This is a genomic window from Acinetobacter sp. SWAC5 (assembly GCF_003419885.1).
In the GTDB taxonomy this organism is placed as follows: Bacteria; Pseudomonadota; Gammaproteobacteria; order Pseudomonadales; family Moraxellaceae; genus Acinetobacter; species Acinetobacter cumulans.
Genome location: NZ_QUWR01000010.1, coordinates 59,521 through 77,654, shown reverse-complemented (window position 1 = coordinate 77,654; position 18,134 = coordinate 59,521). Strand labels below are relative to the sequence as shown.

General features: G+C 39.9%; 18 protein-coding genes. 11 read left to right on the top strand and 7 right to left on the bottom strand.

The features are described 5' to 3' along the window. Positions 1 to 89 precede the first annotated feature (89 nt). Both DYI81_RS08970 and DYI81_RS08965 read left to right on the top strand, forming a co-directional pair. On the top strand, positions 90 to 461 hold the full coding sequence (locus tag DYI81_RS08970; RefSeq protein ID WP_121594108.1) for a hypothetical protein: 372 nt from the start codon (positions 90 to 92) through the stop codon (positions 459 to 461). Positions 462 to 658: 197 nt separating this feature from the next. Continuing rightward, positions 659 to 1,546: a DMT family transporter gene (locus DYI81_RS08965; protein WP_117007361.1), complete on the top strand. Its 888-nt coding sequence runs from the start codon at positions 659 to 661 to the stop codon at positions 1,544 to 1,546. 188 nt (positions 1,547 to 1,734) lie between these two features. Here the strand turns inward: DYI81_RS08965 and DYI81_RS08960 are convergent, their stop codons facing one another. After that, positions 1,735 to 2,628 (bottom strand): DUF4198 domain-containing protein, encoded by an 894-nt coding sequence (locus tag DYI81_RS08960; protein ID WP_117007360.1) that lies wholly within the window; start codon positions 2,626 to 2,628, stop codon positions 1,735 to 1,737. 105 nt (positions 2,629 to 2,733) lie between these two features. On the opposite strand from DYI81_RS08960, the gene DYI81_RS08955 reads away from it, so the two are divergent. Genes DYI81_RS08955 through DYI81_RS08945 form a run of 3 tightly spaced genes read left to right on the top strand, consistent with a single transcriptional unit; the run spans position 2,734 to position 6,412 of the window. Then, complete coding sequence (locus DYI81_RS08955; RefSeq protein WP_117007359.1) at positions 2,734 to 4,290, top strand: DUF2271 domain-containing protein; 1,557 nt, start codon at positions 2,734 to 2,736, stop codon at positions 4,288 to 4,290. 27 nt (positions 4,291 to 4,317) lie between these two features. After that, positions 4,318 to 4,908, top strand: coding sequence for a PepSY-associated TM helix domain-containing protein (locus DYI81_RS08950; RefSeq protein WP_117007358.1), 591 nt, complete (start codon positions 4,318 to 4,320; stop codon positions 4,906 to 4,908). 10 nt (positions 4,909 to 4,918) lie between these two features. Next, complete coding sequence (locus DYI81_RS08945; protein ID WP_117007357.1) at positions 4,919 to 6,412, top strand: NADPH cytochrome P450 oxidoreductase family protein; 1,494 nt, start codon at positions 4,919 to 4,921, stop codon at positions 6,410 to 6,412. A 95-nt stretch (positions 6,413 to 6,507) separates the two neighbouring features. Here DYI81_RS08945 and DYI81_RS08940 read toward each other — a convergent pair whose 3' ends face one another. Continuing rightward, positions 6,508 to 6,945, bottom strand: a complete 438-nt coding sequence (locus DYI81_RS08940; protein ID WP_106984432.1) for a DUF2147 domain-containing protein — start codon at positions 6,943 to 6,945, stop codon at positions 6,508 to 6,510. A 648-nt stretch (positions 6,946 to 7,593) separates the two neighbouring features. Between DYI81_RS08940 and DYI81_RS08935 the strand changes: the two genes are divergently transcribed. Beyond that, a complete protein-coding gene (locus DYI81_RS08935) occupies positions 7,594 to 9,291 on the top strand; it encodes an NAD-dependent malic enzyme (protein ID WP_117007356.1) in 1,698 nt (565 codons plus the stop codon). An 83-nt stretch (positions 9,292 to 9,374) separates the two neighbouring features. Here DYI81_RS08935 and yddG read toward each other — a convergent pair whose 3' ends face one another. The 3 genes from yddG to DYI81_RS08920 form a co-directional block, all read right to left on the bottom strand. After that, positions 9,375 to 10,307, bottom strand: coding sequence for an aromatic amino acid DMT transporter YddG (gene yddG, locus DYI81_RS08930; protein ID WP_117007355.1), 933 nt, complete (start codon positions 10,305 to 10,307; stop codon positions 9,375 to 9,377). 204 nt (positions 10,308 to 10,511) lie between these two features. Continuing rightward, entirely contained in the window at positions 10,512 to 11,204 is a 693-nt protein-coding gene (locus tag DYI81_RS08925; protein ID WP_117007354.1) for an LrgB family protein, read from the bottom strand. Between the two features lie 10 nt (positions 11,205 to 11,214). Beyond that, complete coding sequence (locus DYI81_RS08920; protein ID WP_117007353.1) at positions 11,215 to 11,643, bottom strand: CidA/LrgA family protein; 429 nt, start codon at positions 11,641 to 11,643, stop codon at positions 11,215 to 11,217. 104 nt (positions 11,644 to 11,747) lie between these two features. Between DYI81_RS08920 and DYI81_RS08915 the strand changes: the two genes are divergently transcribed. The 5 genes from DYI81_RS08915 (at position 11,748) to DYI81_RS08895 (ending at position 16,218) form a co-directional block, all read left to right on the top strand. Then, positions 11,748 to 12,650: a LysR family transcriptional regulator gene (locus tag DYI81_RS08915; protein ID WP_106984357.1), complete on the top strand. Its 903-nt coding sequence runs from the start codon at positions 11,748 to 11,750 to the stop codon at positions 12,648 to 12,650. 231 nt (positions 12,651 to 12,881) lie between these two features. Further along, positions 12,882 to 13,847 (top strand): allantoinase PuuE, encoded by a 966-nt coding sequence (gene puuE, locus DYI81_RS08910; protein ID WP_117007352.1) that lies wholly within the window; start codon positions 12,882 to 12,884, stop codon positions 13,845 to 13,847. Positions 13,848 to 13,988: 141 nt separating this feature from the next. After that, on the top strand, positions 13,989 to 14,492 hold the full coding sequence (uraD, locus tag DYI81_RS08905) for a 2-oxo-4-hydroxy-4-carboxy-5-ureidoimidazoline decarboxylase (RefSeq protein WP_117007351.1): 504 nt from the start codon (positions 13,989 to 13,991) through the stop codon (positions 14,490 to 14,492). Beyond that, the gene (gene uraH, locus DYI81_RS08900) at positions 14,489 to 14,809 is read left to right on the top strand and encodes a hydroxyisourate hydrolase (protein ID WP_117007350.1); all 321 of its coding nucleotides are present in this window, start codon (positions 14,489 to 14,491) and stop codon (positions 14,807 to 14,809) included. Before uraD ends, uraH begins: the two co-directional genes overlap by 4 nt. A gap of 47 nt (positions 14,810 to 14,856) precedes the next feature. Continuing rightward, complete coding sequence (locus DYI81_RS08895) at positions 14,857 to 16,218, top strand: nucleobase:cation symporter-2 family protein (RefSeq protein WP_117007349.1); 1,362 nt, start codon at positions 14,857 to 14,859, stop codon at positions 16,216 to 16,218. 217 nt (positions 16,219 to 16,435) lie between these two features. On the opposite strand, the gene DYI81_RS08890 is transcribed toward DYI81_RS08895, so the two are convergent. Both DYI81_RS08890 and alc read right to left on the bottom strand, forming a co-directional pair. Continuing rightward, positions 16,436 to 16,951, bottom strand: a complete 516-nt coding sequence (locus tag DYI81_RS08890; protein WP_228198696.1) for an ureidoglycolate lyase — start codon at positions 16,949 to 16,951, stop codon at positions 16,436 to 16,438. Between the two features lie 6 nt (positions 16,952 to 16,957). After that, complete coding sequence (alc, locus tag DYI81_RS08885) at positions 16,958 to 17,965, bottom strand: allantoicase (RefSeq protein ID WP_117007347.1); 1,008 nt, start codon at positions 17,963 to 17,965, stop codon at positions 16,958 to 16,960. Positions 17,966 to 18,134: the final 169 nt, after the last annotated feature.

Here is an 18,134-nt window from a genome sequence, read left to right as displayed (position 1 = left end):
TTGTAAGATCTAAACCTACTGTTAAAAGCATAAAGAATTGATTTTCCAATTCAATGTATATTCAGATAACTAAAATTAAGAATAAAAATATGAATTACTTCAATACTATTTCGCAACTCATCATGATGTGCTGTTTTGTCTGTATCAGTACATCAAGTTTTGCTAAAACAAAAGCAAAAACCAAACAGGACCCCATTATTGTTCATGCCTATGACCTTCAAAAACAGTATTCGTTTAGCCCAAATTCTATGATAGAAGTACAATCTATTTCAGAAAAACCTATATTGATTCATAAAGTTGTCATCAATAAGGGGGCATGTCTGGTACTGCCTGACAACAAACCCGTTGAACTTTATGCTTATGGCCAAATTTCAAAATACATGATGGGTGGGGGCTACACGCGAAATATTACTGCAATTGAAGTCTATGTAGATAACAGTGTTATTCGTTTCCCCAAATAATACATTTCGATAATGAACTGGCGATAGAAACCTCAGGTTTAAGTTTTAAGTTATTCAAATGAAGCATGAATAATAACGATATTTTGAGCAATCAATAAAAAACTTCAATAGGTTAAATAGCCGTTGCAACTCGAAAATTGGTGTAAATAGGCGTAGATTAAAGACTCTCTTTAAACACTCCCGCCATTGGAATATTCATGTTCTCCAGCTGGATCCTTTTTACTTTAATGGCTGCATTTATGCAGTCTTGGCGTAACGCATTTCAAAAACAACTCAGCAGTACTGTAGATGTTTATGGCGTGACACTGGCACGTTTCTTATTTGGTTTTCCTTTTGCTGGCGCGTATATCTTTTGGTTGTACCAAGCCCATCCCATCACTGTACATGCGGAATTTACCTCTAAATTTTGGCTCTATATCTTTTTTGCAGGTTGCAGCCAAATTTTAGCCACCATTTTAATGGTCATGCTATTTAAGCAAAAAAATTATGCGATTGGTGTTGGTCTGGCTAAAAGCGAAGCTATATTAGCAGCACTGATTAGCGTGATATTTTTACAGGAATATCTGAGTTTTTTTGCATGGATTGGCGTACTCATAGGCGGTATTGCCGTATTTTTACTCAGTAAAGGTCAGGGGCTAAAAAGCTTATCTGTACCTACTTTGCTCATTGGTGTTGGCAGTGGTTTATGTTTTGCCATTACATCGTTGTTAGTCCGCGAAGCCAGTTTAGAACTGACAGCCTTACCATTTTTATATCGCGCTTCTTGGGTTTTGCTATGTGTGATCGGTTTTCAGTGTTTAATTATGTTGCTGTATTTGGTTTTGTTTAGTCGAAAAACGCTAGTGGCCATGTATGAGCGAATTGGACTGACATTTAAAGTTAGTGTGTGTAGCTTTTTGGCTTCACTCGGTTGGTTTACGGCCATGAGTATGCAGTCAGTGGCGATTGTTAAAACACTTGGGCAAATTGAAGTGCTATTTAGCTTACTTATTTCCGCCTTTTTCTTTAAAGAAAAGCTTGCTCGTACAGATCACTGGGGACTTTTATTGGTCGTGATTGCTGCCATTATGGTTATATGGGCCTAAGTCTATTTATTTGGCTCCATATAGTTATGGTGGATAAGTCCTTAGTCAAAAGCTATTTGAGCTAAGAAAGGCCATACATTTTGAAATTAAAAGCGCTAAGTAAATAATCTTATTTTATGAAAGCAAAGAAAAAGCACATCTCGAAAGATGTGCTTTTTCTATTTTGCAATTAAGGTGCTATGTACAAATTATTCAGCAACTTCAACAGTTAAACCATAAGTAAAATTTTCAGTATTTGGTTTTTTGGTGTTATCGGTATTTGCTTCTGGATAAGATGCTGAAATTAAATAAATACCTGCTTTATCAAATTTAATTTCAAATTCGCCTTTTTTGTTGGTGAGTACATGCGGTAATTCACGTTTGGCATTAGGCTCGTAAGTGCTTGCACCTTTGTACACATCAACTTCTAAATCTGGTACAGCTTTACCATTATAGAGCACTTGTGCTTTTAAGGATTCACCTGAAAATAATTCATTTGGATGAGTAATAAGTTTAACTTCAAAGCCTTTGTTGGTCACGGCTGGAATTGCTGTTGGTTTACCTTTAGTCACAAAGCTTTCAGCAATAAATGTGTTCGTTGCTTCTAAAATTTGTGCATTTTCTGGTACTTGATCTGCTGCAATTACACGTGGCGGTTGAGCAGGTGTAGCTGCAGGTGTTTTTGCTTGTTCAGGCGCTTTTTCGGCTGCTGGACGAGCAGGTGTATTTTGTGGATTACGTACTGGACGAACACGTAACCAACGACCATCAACCAATGCATATTTTGTACTATTGCCTGTCGCGTCTTGTGTACGAATACGGTATGTACCTTCAGATGGTAAATCAAATTCCGCAATACTGAAGCGTTTTAAGCTTGTTGCTGGATTAATCGCAACTGTTTTGCCATCTGGATTCGTTACAACATAAGTCGTTTTAAAATTCATAGATGGTGCAAAGAATTTTTCGATGGTAATTGCACTTTGAAAAGTTACATTCGATGATGTTGTATCAAATGTGTCAGGAAGTAAAAACGGGCTTGCTGTATGTGCGTTCGCAAGTACAGGTAAAGACGCAACTAAAGCGATTTTTAACCAATTATTCATCGAATTCTCCAGTTTAAAAATTATTTATCTTCAATGTGCGCTAATCTACTTGATAACCGTTATCAATATCAATAAGATGCTATAAAAATATTTTGGAGATTCAGCATGCCATTCGCTGAGAACAAAAAACTGCATAAAAAAGTGTTTAATCTAACCCCACTGGTTATGGCACTGGCCCTGATTTCTCCACTGCAGACCAACGCAACAGATCTGGTGCAAAGCCCCCAACAGAACCAGCCAGATGTATCACAAACACATCGTTTTCATCGTGACTATGTACTGGGCACATCACTTGATGTTGTTGTCACAGGAACGAATAAACAAGATGCAAAATTAGCTTTAGATGCCATTGAAGCAGAAATTGCACAGTTAGATAAAAAACTTTCTGTATGGCGTGCTGACAGCGAAATATCTGCATTAAATGCAAAAAAATCGGCGCAAGTTTCACCTGAATTATTTGAAGTGATTGTAGCTTGTGAAGCATGGCGTGCCAAAAGCTGTGGTGCATTTGATGCACGACTAGGTGAACTGATTGCAATGTGGGAAAAAGCCCAAGGCATTCATAAAGTTGACGAATCAACTCGCGTAGCCATTACTAGCGAATTAATGAAACCAGACAGCGTAACATTAGATAAAGAACAACAGACTGTTGCTATTCAACGCGCTGTAAAATTTGCACCAGATGCCTATGCAAAAGGTTATATCATTGACCGTGCAATGCTGGCAGCACGTAGCAAAGTGCCCAATATTGAAGGTCTTTTGATTGATATTGGTGGTGACATGCGTGTGTGGGGTAATGCGCCACAAAAAGATGGTTGGAGCATTGGTGTACAAGATGCGTTTAATCATCATGATTTAGCCGTTCCATCAGAAGTTTTAAAACTACGTGATCATGCTGTTGCCTTCAGTGGTAAGGGCTATCGTGATGTCGCTGGTCAAAGCCATTTATTAGACCCAAATACTGGTTTAGCACTGCAACATGTTGAACAATGTGTGGTTGTTGGTACATGTGCTGCAGACGCTGATGCGTTGGCAACCGCATTGACTGCGATGTCACCTGAAGATGGTATGGCTTTGGTGGAAAGCCTTGTTGGCTATGAAGCTAAACTCACCATGAGCAATGGTCAGTTTTATCAAAGTGCAGGCTGGAATCACTTACTACAAACCGATACTCGCCCTGAAATGCTGACAGTTGCTGCAGGCGCATCAGCAAAATGGCCAGCAGGTTATCAAGCCTTAATTGACTTAACAATTCCAAAAATTAATGTTGAAAAATATCGTATGCCTTACGTATCTGTGTGGGTGACGGATGAAAATAAAAAATTAGTCCGTACCCTTGCAGTATGGGGCAAAGATGAGAAGTGGATTAATTCAAACTACGTTTGGTGGCGCCGTTATGGTCGTCAAATGACAAATTTGGATGCGGTTGCTAAACCTTCACGTCAACCAGGTAACTACAAACTGGCTTGGGATGGTAAAGATGACCACGGAAAATCTGTAGCTGCTGGTAGTTATATTGTTCATATTGAAACCTCACGTGAGCATGGTGACCATAGTTATCAAACACTCGATTTGAATGTAAAATCTAAAGCATCTACACAATCTTTGCCTGCTCAAACCGAAATTGGCGCAGTCAAAATGAGTTTCCAAAAAGCGCATTAACGCGGATTGAGTTTAAGGTTTTAAACAGTGTACCAACAACGTGATTTTTACCGCCATGCACGCTATGTGCATGGCTGGCTTTCTGCATTTGCATTTATTACACTTTTCTTTTTTGCTCTCACTGGCTTATTTTTAAATAATCCAGATTGGTTTAAACCCGCACCAGAAAAAGCACCAGTCAAATTACAGTTACCTAATACTGTAAGCCAACAATTGCTTGATCAAGAAAACCCAAGTACCGCACTATTGGACTATGTTCGTGCACACAGTACTGTCGTCGGACGTTATAAAAGTAGCGAAATGATGGATGGTGAAGTGATGATCCGTCTCGAAAGTCCTGCTGGCGAAACGGATGTTTGGGCAATCTTAGACACTGGCGAAGTAGAAGTCACTTCAAAGCCTGCATCAACTGTATCTCTCATTAATGATTTACACCGCGGTAAAAATGCAGGCACAGCATGGCATTGGTTTATCGATGTTGCTTCGGTTGTTATTTTATTATTGTCCATTGCCGGCTTTATTTTATTTTTAAGTATTAAAACGCGTTTGCTCACACACTTGCTATTAACTACGAGTAGCTTGGCGTTGTTTATCTTATTAATATGGACTGCAATTTAAGGACAGTGTGATGACTTCTGCAGTAGCACTGCTTCTAACAATTTTGACTTGCTTGTTATTGTTATGTTTGGTCTATATTTGTGTGTTGATTTATAGCCGACTTACACAGCCGAAAGCCGATCAGATTCATGATCATACTTATTTAATCATCTATGCTAGCCAGTCTGGTCATGCTGAGAATTATGCAAAACATACTGCTGAACAGCTACAACAAGCGGGTGAAGATTGTGTTTGTATTAATATTCAAGATTTAACAGCTGATCAACTGAAACAAGCACAGCAAACTTTATGGTTTGTCAGTACGTATGGCGAAGGTGATGCTCCTGATAGTGCTCAACGCTTTCAGCATCAATTGAGCCAACAGACTTTAGATTTATCACATCAAACTTTTGCAATTCTGGCTTTTGGTGACCGTCGTTATCGTAATTTTTGTGCTTTTGGCCAACGCGTGCAAACGTGGTTGAATCAGCAACAAGCTCAGCCTGCTTTTAATTTAGTTTGTGTGGATCAATTGGCAAATGCAGATTTAACAGCATGGCATACGCAGTTAAGTCAATTTACACAAACCGAGCTAAAACATACGGCAACGGAAAAAGTCTGGATTGATATACATCTTAAATCCCGATCTTTACTCAATGCAGGTAGTCAAGGCACTGGATTATATTTTTTAAGCTTCCAAGTCGCTCAGCAGGTTGAATGGCATGCAGGTGATATTATTGAAATTCAATGTGCAAATAGCAATCAAGCCTTAAAATCCTTTGTAAATGAACAGTCGCATTTAAATGCTACACATCTTGAAGCTTTACGATTTAAAAATCTTAAAAATGCTCCTAACTATGTTTTGCAAACGACAGAGCAAAGTACAAAACAAAGTATCGAGTCATGGATTAATCATCTTATAGATTTACCCATTCGCGAATACTCAATTGCCAATATTCCAACACATGGGACATTAGATTTAATTGTCCGCCAAGAGATAGGAAATCAAGGTTTAGGTCTGGGATCAGGTTTATTAACGCAAGATTTACAAGTTGATGAAACGCTTAGAGCATCTATACGTCACAACCCAAGTTTCCATTTGAAGATGCAAGATACACCATGCATTTTTATTGGGAATGGTTCTGGCTTAGCAGGTTTAATGGCACATTTACAACAGCGTCAAGCGTGGGGTTATCAGCAAAATTGGTTGATTTTTGGTGAACGACAACAACAGTATGATGCAATTTGCAATGCAGAATTGAGTACTTTAGAAGATGCAGGTTATTTACCACAACTTGATCGGGTTTATTCTCGGGACGGGGAAGCGCAATCTTATGTACAAGATGTAATTATTGCAAAGTCGACACAACTCAAAAATTGGGTCGAGCAGGGTGCAACGCTATATATTTGTGGCAGTTTACATGGGATGGCGCAAGGTGTAGAACAAGCATTAATTGAGGTACTAGGTGTAGAAGGTTTAGCACAGTTAAAACAACAGCAACGCTATAAACGTGATGTTTATTAACTAATGCCTAATTCAGACGAGTAGTACTTAAGCAAATATAAGGCTTAAAAATAAAAAAATGGCTCATCAGAGCCATTTTTTTATGTGCTGAAGGATTAATTCGCACGAACCCAAGTTTGGCTACGCCCTAGCGCAGAAACACCAATATAACCACGGCCATTTAATGTTTGGCCATCATTTGAAAGTTTGGCATTAAAGCTATATGTTTTACCATTTTTAGGGTCAGTAATTTTACCGCCATCATAGCTATTCTTACCGGTATTTTTTAAATCAGAAACGATTTGAACCCCTTTCAAGGGTTTGTTGTGAAATTTCCCTACACATTTTGCACAACTTTCAGCCTCACCTGGGGTGAACACATCTACAATTTTAGCTGTAAGTGCCCCATTTGGTGCTTCGCGGAACTCTACAATAGAGAGTGGCTTTTTGGTTTGATCATCAATGGTTTTCCATTTAGTACCATGGAGCGGATCGGCTGCCAAAGTCATTGCTGAAATTGCAGATAAACCAAGAAGAGTGGCTATTTTTTTTATCATCATTAAAACCTCATACATTCCTTGAAGATGGCTATTTGCCCAAGCTAGAGAATTTAAAGCCTTCAATCGAAGAGTGTAAATATATGCTAGGGCAATTAGTACAGTCCTAATTTTCTAAAATAAAGTGGGATTAAATATGAATATTACACATATATATGTGTAAGGCTTCTGCAAAATTTATACACATTGTAGCGGAATGTAGGCATTCATATTTTAAAATATTGAGCTTAAACACTAACTTATACTATTGAGCTTGGAGTGGTATTTGAGTGAGTTAACAACTTGTTATCAAGAAATAATAATAGCTAAAACAGATAGTTCTACATTTATGACAAAAATTTTGCTGTATTGTTTATATTCAAAACATAACAATAAGGTATATATTGTTATTTTTTTCATAACTATAAATCGTATGCATAAAAAAGCATAAAACCCATTATTTTAAGGATATGAAAGACCTTTGGCCAATATAAATGGTATAGAAGAATAAAATATTACCGTTATTCGACGGTTAAATTAATGACAAATAGGTATTTATTTAATGAATGACTAAGTTCGCTTATTTTAAGCTATCCTATACAAATAAACGATAAAACCGCGATACTTTGACCCAGTTGTTAAAGTTGATTCAAAAGAGCTTTTTTAATGTCTAGTGTAGATCGAAACAAACGTCCTTTATATATTCCATACGCTGGAAATACTTTGCTTGAGTTACCTCTTCTTAATAAAGGTTCAGCTTTTTCAGAGCAAGAACGTGAAGCATTTAACTTACATGGCCTTATGCCACATGTAATTGAAAATATTGAAGAACAAAGCCAACGCTCATATCAACAATACAGTTCTTTTAGCGACCCAATCAATAAACACATTTACTTGCGTAACATTCAAGATACCAATGAAACGCTGTTTTATCATCTGATTGAAAATCATTTAACAGAAATGATGCCGATCATTTATACACCAACAGTAGGCGATGCCTGCCAACATTTCTCGGATATTTACCGCCGTCATCGCGGGGTTTTTATTTCATATCCAGACAGTGAACATGTTGATCAAATTTTGCATAACGTAAATCGAAAAAATGTAAAAGTCATTGTAATTACAGATGGTGAACGCATTTTAGGCTTAGGCGATCAAGGCATTGGTGGGATGGGTATTCCTATTGGAAAGTTGTCTTTATATACAGCTTGTGGTGGCATTAGCCCAGCTTATACCTTACCAATCACGCTCGATGTGGGCACCAATAATGAACAATTGCTGAATGATCCATTGTATATGGGCCTACGTCATCCGCGCATTAGTGGTGATGAATATTACGAATTTGTAGATAAGGTCATTCATGCGTTTCAACAGCGTTGGCCTGAAGCATTAATTCAGTTTGAAGACTTTGCACAAAAAAATGCGATGCCTTTATTGGAAAAATATCGAAATAAAATCTGTTGTTTTAATGATGATATTCAAGGCACTGCAGCAGTATCTGTCGGAAGTTTAATCGCAGCATCACATGCATCAAATAAAAAATTGAAAGATCAAACCATCGCATTTTTAGGTGCAGGTTCGGCAGGCTGTGGTATTGCAGAACAAATTGTTGCACAAATGCGTGCAGAGGGCTTGAATGATGCTGAAGCTCGCCAGCACGTATTTATGGTAGACCGTTTTGGTCTTATTACAGAAAATCAGCCAAATTTATTGAATTTCCAGCGTAAATTGGCGCAGCAACCTGAACACATTGCTCATTGGGCGCAAGCTGACGATGTGATTTCTTTGCTCGATGTTGTGCGACATGCAAAACCTACCGTGCTCATTGGGGTGTCTGGGCAAGCTGGCTTATTTACTAAAGAAATTATTGAAACAATGGCAGCCAATTGTGAAAATCCAATTGTATTTCCGCTTTCAAACCCAACTTCTCAGGTAGAAGCAGTTCCGTCTGATGTAATTCAATGGTCTGAAGGGCGCGCACTGATTGCTACAGGCAGTCCATTTGCACCAGTGAATTATCATGATCAAATATTTAATATTTCTCAGTGTAATAATTCCTATATTTTCCCTGGTATTGGTCTTGGCGTGATTGCCTCACGTGCTAAGCGGGTTACAGATAATATGCTCATGGCAACCAGTAATGCTTTGGCTGAATGCTCACCAAAGTTACAAGACCCAACAGCAGACTTACTGCCAAGCTTAGATCAGTTGCAAGAAATTTCTAAAATAATCGCGTTGCGTGTTGCACTTGCCGCTATGGATGATGGTGTTGCGCCACGGGTTAGTGAAGAAACGATTCGTGAAAAAATTGAAGCAAATTTCTGGACACCAGAATATCGAGAATACAAACGCGTGACTTATTAAGTAAAATTTTGAAGTGCGATGCATATCTTGCTATGCACAATCATAAAAAAACAGCCATGAAATCATGGCTGTTTTTTTATATCTTAAATTTTAAATGCTTTAGATTTAAAGTTAAGTTTTCGTTTTAGATCTGCCCAATTTGTTGAAATCCAGCAGACAAATGACCCAGCTGTGACCAATATGGCGCCATGCCAAAATTCATTGGACAGTACGGTATCTAAAATCAGCATAGACAGCAGGGAAGAAAACAGCGGACTAAAATATGAAAGGGTTACCAATAAAGTGATATTGCCTTTAATAATGCCGATATTCCACGCGGCATAGCCCAATGCCGTGACAATTGAAACCAGTAGCATGCAAATACCCGTAGATAAATGAATCTCTGGAATCCCTTGAAAATCATGAAATAAGAACATTTTTAGCCATAGCACAATAGAAATAGCCAAGAAAAATAACGCAATTGGATTGTGGCCTTGGCTGTATTTTTTGGTAATAACACAATAAATAGACCATAAGCTGGCGCCGATAAACGCTAAAATATAACTCGCAGGATTAGTCTGCACGTTTTGAATAACCGCAACCCATGAAAAATCACCCGCACCCGCCTGCATAACGACAATACCGCCGAGACTGATTGCTAAGCCAAGCATTACAAAAATATTGAATTTCAATTCCTTAAAGGCAATTAATGCGGCAATGGTTAAACTTGGCCACAAATAATTGACCAGACTGACTTCTATGGCTTGTTGCGCTGTTTGCGCTAAGGCAATCGCATAAGAAAAACACAGTTCATAGATCAGAAAGAGCAACGTTGCAGAAATTAAATAGCCACGCGGAATGTCTTTCAGTTTTGGAATACGAAATAGCAAAAGCAAAATGACAGTACTGAACGTGTACATAAACGTGACGGCAAGGTCTGGGCCAATACTGAAACTAACTGTTTTTAACAGACCGACAATCGAAGACCATTGCAAAATGGCACTAAAACCGATGAGGGTAGCTAGATTTTTAGAAATTGCTTGCTCAAGGCTGCGCTATGCGCAAAAAATATGAAATTTAATCAAACAGTATACGCTGAATTGCAGAGGGCTGGGCTAATAAGCGCTTAGAAGATGTGGATTAACTTAAGGACAGACATATTGAAAAAAATAATCACTAAAAAAAACTGCAACATATAAATAAAATGCTACAGTTTTTAAGTGAAAATTGATTATCTTTGCTTAGAGCAAAGTTACTGTCCAGCGGATTAAAAATGGCCCTGCCAGCACCATAAATACCCCAGCGAGCACCATAGTTAAACAAGCTGCTACACCTTCTTCAGCATGACGGGAAAAGGCGTGACTGGTGCCAAAGCCATGCGCAGAATTTCCTAAAGATGCGCCTTGCGCAAAGTGTGATTTCAGTTTTAGCGCTGCCAAAATCATATCACCCAGCATCACACCAGCAGTGCCGGTAATCATGGTGAATACGATTACCAATTCGACTGAGCCACCGATATTTGAGGTCAGCTCCATCGCGAATGGCGTTGAAATTGAGCGCGCCATTAAACTATAAGATGTGGCAGCATCAAACTGGAATAATTTGGCCAAATAAAAAGAACTCACAATGCCCGCCAGCATACCCACAATAATGCCTAAACAAATTGCAAAGGCATGCTTTTGAATTAGCTTTCGGTATTCATAAATGGGCAGTGCAAAGGCCACCGTTGCAGGGCCGAGCATCCAGATCAACCATTTCGCATCCAGCATATAGGTTTCATAACTCACGCCACTCATCACCAATACAATGATAATAATCGTAGGGACAAAAATGCCAGGTGCAAAAATAATCAGTGGGTATTTTTTATAAAACTTTTTACCCAATAAGTAGCCTGCAATGGTGGCAAAAAGGCAAATAATTGAAACAGTATTCATGTGATCAACCTTATTTCCCTTGTTGTAGCTGTGTTTTTAAAGCACTGCGTTTGTTCGACCAAGCAGCTTCCATCTTAAAGCCCCATGCAACAGTGAGCGCAGTAATGGTCATTACAATGATGGTACCAATGACAACACTCAAAACGAGTTGCCAGCCTTGACTGATAAATAAGTCTTTATATTTCATAATGCCGACAACGCAAGGAATAAATAGCAGCACCAGTTCGCCCAAAATAAAGCTGGAACCTGCTTTAATCCAATCCAGCTTCATTACACCCGACAGCAAGGCCGCCAAAACCAGCAGCAATCCAATCACGCCGCCTGAGACGGGTAAATTCAACCACTGCTGAATACATGCACCAAGCCACCAAATCGCAGTCAGCAGCCCCAGCTGCAGCGCAATAATAGAAGCTTGCTGAATTTTAGCTAAATTAAACATAGAGATCAGACTGTACTAAACAACTGAGGGCTATTTTAAAATTGACCAGATAGGCAAATTATGAATAATTGAAAAATAATTATGCATATTTTGAATAATTAATTATGGACATGAAAAGCCTGAATGTTTTTGTGAATATTGTGCAGCTGCAAAGTTTCTCAAAAGCTGCCGATGAATCGTTTGTCAGCCAGCCGACAGTCAGTAAAATCATTGATGCCTTAGAAGAAGAAATCGGCGGATCTTTATTTCACAAGGGGCAGGCTGGGCGTAAACGTGATGTCGCTTTAACGGCCATTGGTGAACAAATCTATAAACATGCGCTGTCGATGCTGGAACAGCAGCGGCAAATGTATGCCTCTGTTGCCAGCATCCAGCAGCTGAAACAAGGCTCATTAAGCATCGGTTTGCCGCCGATAGGCTCATCTATGTTCAGCCGATTAATTGCAAAATTTCATAAGCTGTATCCCAATATTGAACTGAGTTTTTTTGAAGTCGGCGCAACCAGTATTGAAACGGCTATATTGGCCAGAAAAGTAGATGTCGGGATTATTTTAGGCCATCTCAAACCTGCATTAAGCGGTATTCCAATTGTGGATTCACCGATGTGCCTGCTGTCACGCAAGCAGTCCGGCTGGGGCAAACGGAAAACCGTGTCATTAATTGAACTGAAAGAAGAATCTTTTTTACTGTTTAATGATACGTTCAGGCTGAATCAAATTATTCTGCAGGCGGCCAATGATGTGGGCTTTGAACCCAAAGTGGTGTGTAAAAGCAGTCAATGGGACTTTATCAGCAAACTGGTAGATTCTGATGTCGGCATTGCTTTGCTGCCAGAAAAGTACTGCGAACAGCTCAGTGCTGAAAAGTTTAATTATAGTATTTTACAAGAGCCGCATATTAACTGGACTTTAAGCATGGCATGGAACAGAACCGTTCCAATGACGCCGGCTGTGCGGGCATGGCTGGAAATTGTCGAAGAAAATTTAGAACAGATCAGTTTTTTCTAAAGGCTGAATACAGTTTTACAGCAAAACTATTGGCGCTGAAACGCAATAGTGCTGCAGATGCTTTGGTTTATTTTGAGGCATAAAATTTTCTGATGCATAATAAACGCTCATTTTGAGGCTGCTGATTAAAAAAATGCATGCATATCACGCAAATTGGATTCTTGGCGCACTAATTGCTAGCACTCAGTGAAATATTTTTTACTGTTTGATATAGATAATTAGGAAATACCAGTGTCAGCACCTTATTTGCGCGGACAAGCGCTCATTGATGAAATTCAGCAGCAGGACTATTCCAGAGACTTAATTGGCTATCATGGCAAACCGCCCCATGCACTGTGGCCAGATCAAGCCCGCATTGCTGTGCAGTTTGTTTTAAATTATGAAGAAGGCGGCGAAAATCACGTTGAACATGGCGATGCCGGTTCAGAACAGTTTTTATCTGAAATTGTTGGTGCAGCAAGCTTTCCAGCGAAGCACATGTCGATGGATTCAATGTATGAGTATGGTTCAAGAGTTGGATTTTGGCGTATTCACGAAGAATTTCAAAAGCGTCAGCTACCCATGACCATCTTTGGTGTTGGCATGGCGCTAGCGCGTAATCCCCATGTGGTACAAGCGATTAAGGAAGCCAATTATGATGTGGTGTCGCATGGGCAGCGCTGGCTACACTATCAAAACCTGCCGATTGAGATTGAGCGTCAGCACATGGATCAGGCGATAAGTGTGCTGGAAGCGCTGTTCGGTAAAGCGCCGATTGGCTGGTACACCGGACGTGACAGCCCAAATACCCGTCAGCTATTGGCTGAGTTTCCGCAAATTCAATATGATTGCGACCACTATGGCGATGACCTGCCATTTTGGAGCACCTTAACGGACAGTGCAGGGCAAAGCCGCCCCCATTTGATCATACCGTATACATTAGAGTGCAATGATATGAAGTTCAGCTCAGCGGGCGGTTTCAACACGGGTGAGCATTTCTATCAATATTTAAAAGACAGTTTTGATGTGCTGTATGCCGAAGGTGAAACTGCGCCAAAAATGATGTCGATTGGCATGCATTGCCGTCTTTTAGGGCGGCCAGGGCGCTTTAAGGCACTGCAACGGTTCTTAGATTATGTACAGTCTCACGAAAAAGTGTGGATTTGCAAACGCGGGGATATTGCTTTGCATTGGCAGAAAACACATCGCCAAAATTAATCATAAGTATTTAAAAAAAATAGGAGTTTAGCTCCTATTTTTTTTGCTTCAAAAAAGCAAAATTTCATTTTTTAACTGATTTGGCATTGATATTGCAAAATAAAAATTTGAACAAATATTCAATTTTTAGGCGATTTAACAGTGCAACTTGCTGAATTTAATCAAGCATCTGAATCGGATGCAAAATCTTTTTTAAAGCACTGTGTGCAAATTAAAAGCTGGGTCAGTGAACTAACAGCGCAGCGACCTTATGCATCTGTTGAAGACCTGTTGATACAGGCAAAACAACAGACAAAAACTTGGCAGTGGTCTGAAATTAAGAGCGCTTTAGACAATCATCCGCGTATAGGTGAAAAACAGGCACAGGCCACTTTAAGCGATCAAGAACAGGATTTTTCTAAGCGTGAGCAGGCTAGCATTACCAGTGATGACGCAACACAGGAAGCACTTTTGGCAGGCAACACCGCCTACGAAAAAAAATACGGCTACATTTTTTTAATTAAAGCTTCGGGCCTAAACAGTGAAGATGTATTGCAGACACTGCGTTATCGGCTGCTGAATGATCCAGATACAGAGAAACGCATTGTGCATCAGCAGCTGACTGAAATTGCCTTATTAAGATTAACGCAGGAGCTTAACGCATGATCAGTTCCCACATTTTAGATACCAGTTTGGGCAAGCCGGCAGCCAATGTAAAAATTGAACTTTTTAATGGCGCTGGGCAGCTCTTAGGCGCTGCATTCACCAATGCTGATGGACGGGTTACCGACTTTGGCCTGACTGAATTCAGCGCCGGCACTTACAGCTTAGAGTTTTCTACAGCAACCTATTTTCAAGCTTTAGGACTGCAGACCTTTTTTCCAAAAGTGGTCATTCATTTTGATGTACAAGATGCCTCACAGCATTTTCATATTCCTTTGCTGATCAGCCCATTTGCGTATTCAACTTACCGTGGCAGTTAAGCGCTTCAATTGAAAATAAATGTTGAAAAATATAGGGGAATATAACAATGACAGAACACGAAAAAAGCATTTCACCAGAACATGAATATTTAGGTGCAGGCAAAAGCCTGGCATACGGTTTACAGCATGTGCTGACCATGTATGGAGGTATTATTGCGCCACCATTGATTATTGGTACTGCAGCGGGCTTAGAAGCGGCACAAATCGGCTTATTGATTGCAGCTGCGCTGTTTGTCGGCGGCTTGGCGACCATACTGCAAACCATAGGCGTGAAATACATTGGCGCACAGCTTCCTTTGGTACAAGGCGTATCATTTGCGGGCGTTGCCACCATGATTGCGATTGTGACAACGGGTGGTGGACTTTCTGCAGTTTATGGCGCAGTGATTGTCGCTTCACTTATCGGTTTCTTTTTAGCGCCGTATTTTTCAAAAATTATCCGTTTTTTCCCGCCTATTGTGACTGGTTGTGTAATTACCGTCATTGGCCTGTCTTTATTACCCGTTGCCGTACGTTGGATGATGGGCGGCAACAACAAAGCGCCTGAATGGGGAAGTGCAGAAAACATTAGCTTAGCGTTTTTAACTTTAGCGATCGTAATTGCGCTGAATTTAACGCGTAATGCGACTATTCGTCGCTTATCTATTTTACTGGCGATTATCTTAGGGACAGTTTTAGCTTATGTACTTGGCTTTGGGGACTTTTCTAAAGTTGCAAGCGACAGTTGGATTCAGTTTCCAAGTTTCTTTGCTTTCGGCATGCCAACCTTTGAAATCAGCGCAATTATTGCCATGCTGATTGTTACTTTGGTGATCATGACTGAAACCACAGCAGATATTATTGCTGTAGGTGAAATTGTAGATACTAAAGTTGATGCTGAACGTATTACCAATGGTTTACGTGCAGATATGTTGTCGAGTGCTGCCGCACCAATCTTTGGGTCATTTATGCAAAGCGCATTTGCACAAAATGTTGGCTTGGTAGCTATTACTGGAGTAAAAAGCCGTTTCGTTGTAGCAGCAGGAGGCCTAATTCTTGTTGTACTTGGGATATTACCTATTATGGGGCGCCTTATTGCAGCCATTCCTGTCCCTGTATTAGGCGGTGCAGGTCTAGTGCTGTTTGGCACAGTGGCGGCCAGCGGTATTCGTACCTTAGCTAAAATTGACTACAATGAACAAAAGAATTTGATTATTGTCGCGACCGCAATTGCAGCAGGGATGATTCCAATTATTGATCATTCTTTCTATGCAAATTTTCCAAAATGGGTGCAAACATTATTTCATTCAGGGATCAGCTCTACTTGCGTAATGGCAATTTTACTGAACATTGTGTTTAACCACCTCAGTCTGTTTAAACCCAAAGCGACTGTGAATGTGTCTAAAACATTGGTGAAAACACCACATTAAAGTAGTCATACGCTAGATTCATAACGAACACTTTAATACAGCCCACATTTTGTGGGCTTTTTATGAGTTCTAAAATTGGGTAGGCACTTTAGAATATGCACTGTTGATGCCGTGGAACGATAGACTGATATTTTAAACAACACAAATAGTTGAGATAAAAAAAACAAGCACTAAAGTGCTTGTTTTAGATGACAAATAAATTTTAAAACAGCATGCCTTAAGTAGTACAGAGCTGAATTGGAGTAGCAAATTGAATCACATCACAATTCTGCCCTGTACCAATACGGTCAATCACCACAAACTGACTGGGTGCTTCAAGCGTCAGAAGAGGATGATGCCATGTACCTGCATGATAATTGACCCCTTGCTCACCATTACTGATAAACGCACGCAACTGACTTAGATCTGGTTGGTTGGCATCTAAAGCAGGGGCCACAACAATTAAAAAAATCTGTCCATGCATAGGAATAAAAGCCTGAGACCCTAAGGGATGGCGCTCTAACATGCAGATTGTACAAGGTAATACCGTAGATTTGATATTACGAAAAATACTAATGCCCGATTGAGCTTGGTCTGTTTGGGTCACAGCAATCGCATGATAGCGCTCTGTATGTGCATTATTGATATGGAAGAAATCTTGCTCTGCACATTGGATGACTTCACCAAAAGCGGCAAAGTTGGCCTTTGTGAGTGGTTCGATGTGAATTGTTTGAAGATCAAAAGGCATACTCATCACTTTTTATCCCGCAATTTTGCCCCAAAGACGTATACGACTAATGCCGCCATCTGGAATCATATTCACACGGATATGGGAGATTTTTTCATGCTCTAAAATTTCTGAAAGGAAAGTGTGGATATGATCCATCTGCATATCTTGCGCTTCCAGCAAGAAAGGCCAGAACATACTTTGCGGAATCAGCTGTGGATCTGTTGCATCTTCGATATACACTGCTTGAATTGAAACTTGCGCAGGATAATTTCCTTTAAAATGTGCAGTATCAATGTCAATTTTTTCAATAGAACCACTTTGGCCTAAAGCCAATATGCACCAGTCAAACCCTGGTGCACGGCGGCGTTTTGTTTCCCAACCATCACCCATATTAATGCCACGACCAGGATTGATTAAGTTACGTGGGTGACCAAAATGCGCATCGCTATATGCGATGACGCGACCGCCATTTTCAAGCGCCAGCAAATCTATCGTTTGTTCTACATCTTGTAGTTGCACTTCAACTGTGCCATAGGCTTTAAAACGTGCCACGCCACCATCTGGAAATATATTTAAACGTACATGGCTAAATAGCTGCTGTGACTTAGCAGCGAATACATGATGCTGACTCGGCCCTAAAACAGAGTTATCTAAAAGACTCCCCCATTCTGCCTGACTGAGGTCGCCATCTGGTGCATAGCAGGCTTCGACCGAAGCTGAAGCTGGATAATTACCAGTAAAAAAGGTTGTGTCGATATCAAAGGCTTGAATACGACCGGCAACGCCTAATTGCACAATCGCCCAATCATAACCACTGTGGCGCTTACGGCGTGTTTCCCAACCATCCATCCATTTGCCATTGTCGTCAAATTTATCTTCGACAAATATAGGTGCTTCAAATTGAAGCATACGCTTAGCTTCTGCAAAAAAATCATCGGAACATTCCATAATTTTTGCACCAATACGGGCATCTGCTAAGTTAGTTAGTGTTTGTAATTGTGCAGGAATATCAAAAATAGGGGCGAATAATGTTGCCATTTATAAAAATCCATTCAGGTTTGATCGTTTTAAACATCACACTTGCATCATCTTGATGAATTTTGAACATTCGATAAAAACAAGCCTTACAAGGTGTTTAGAAGCACAGCCTGTGCCAACTTTTGTTTTTTTCAATCCGACTTGAGCAAAATGGCACGCTTTTCGCTTT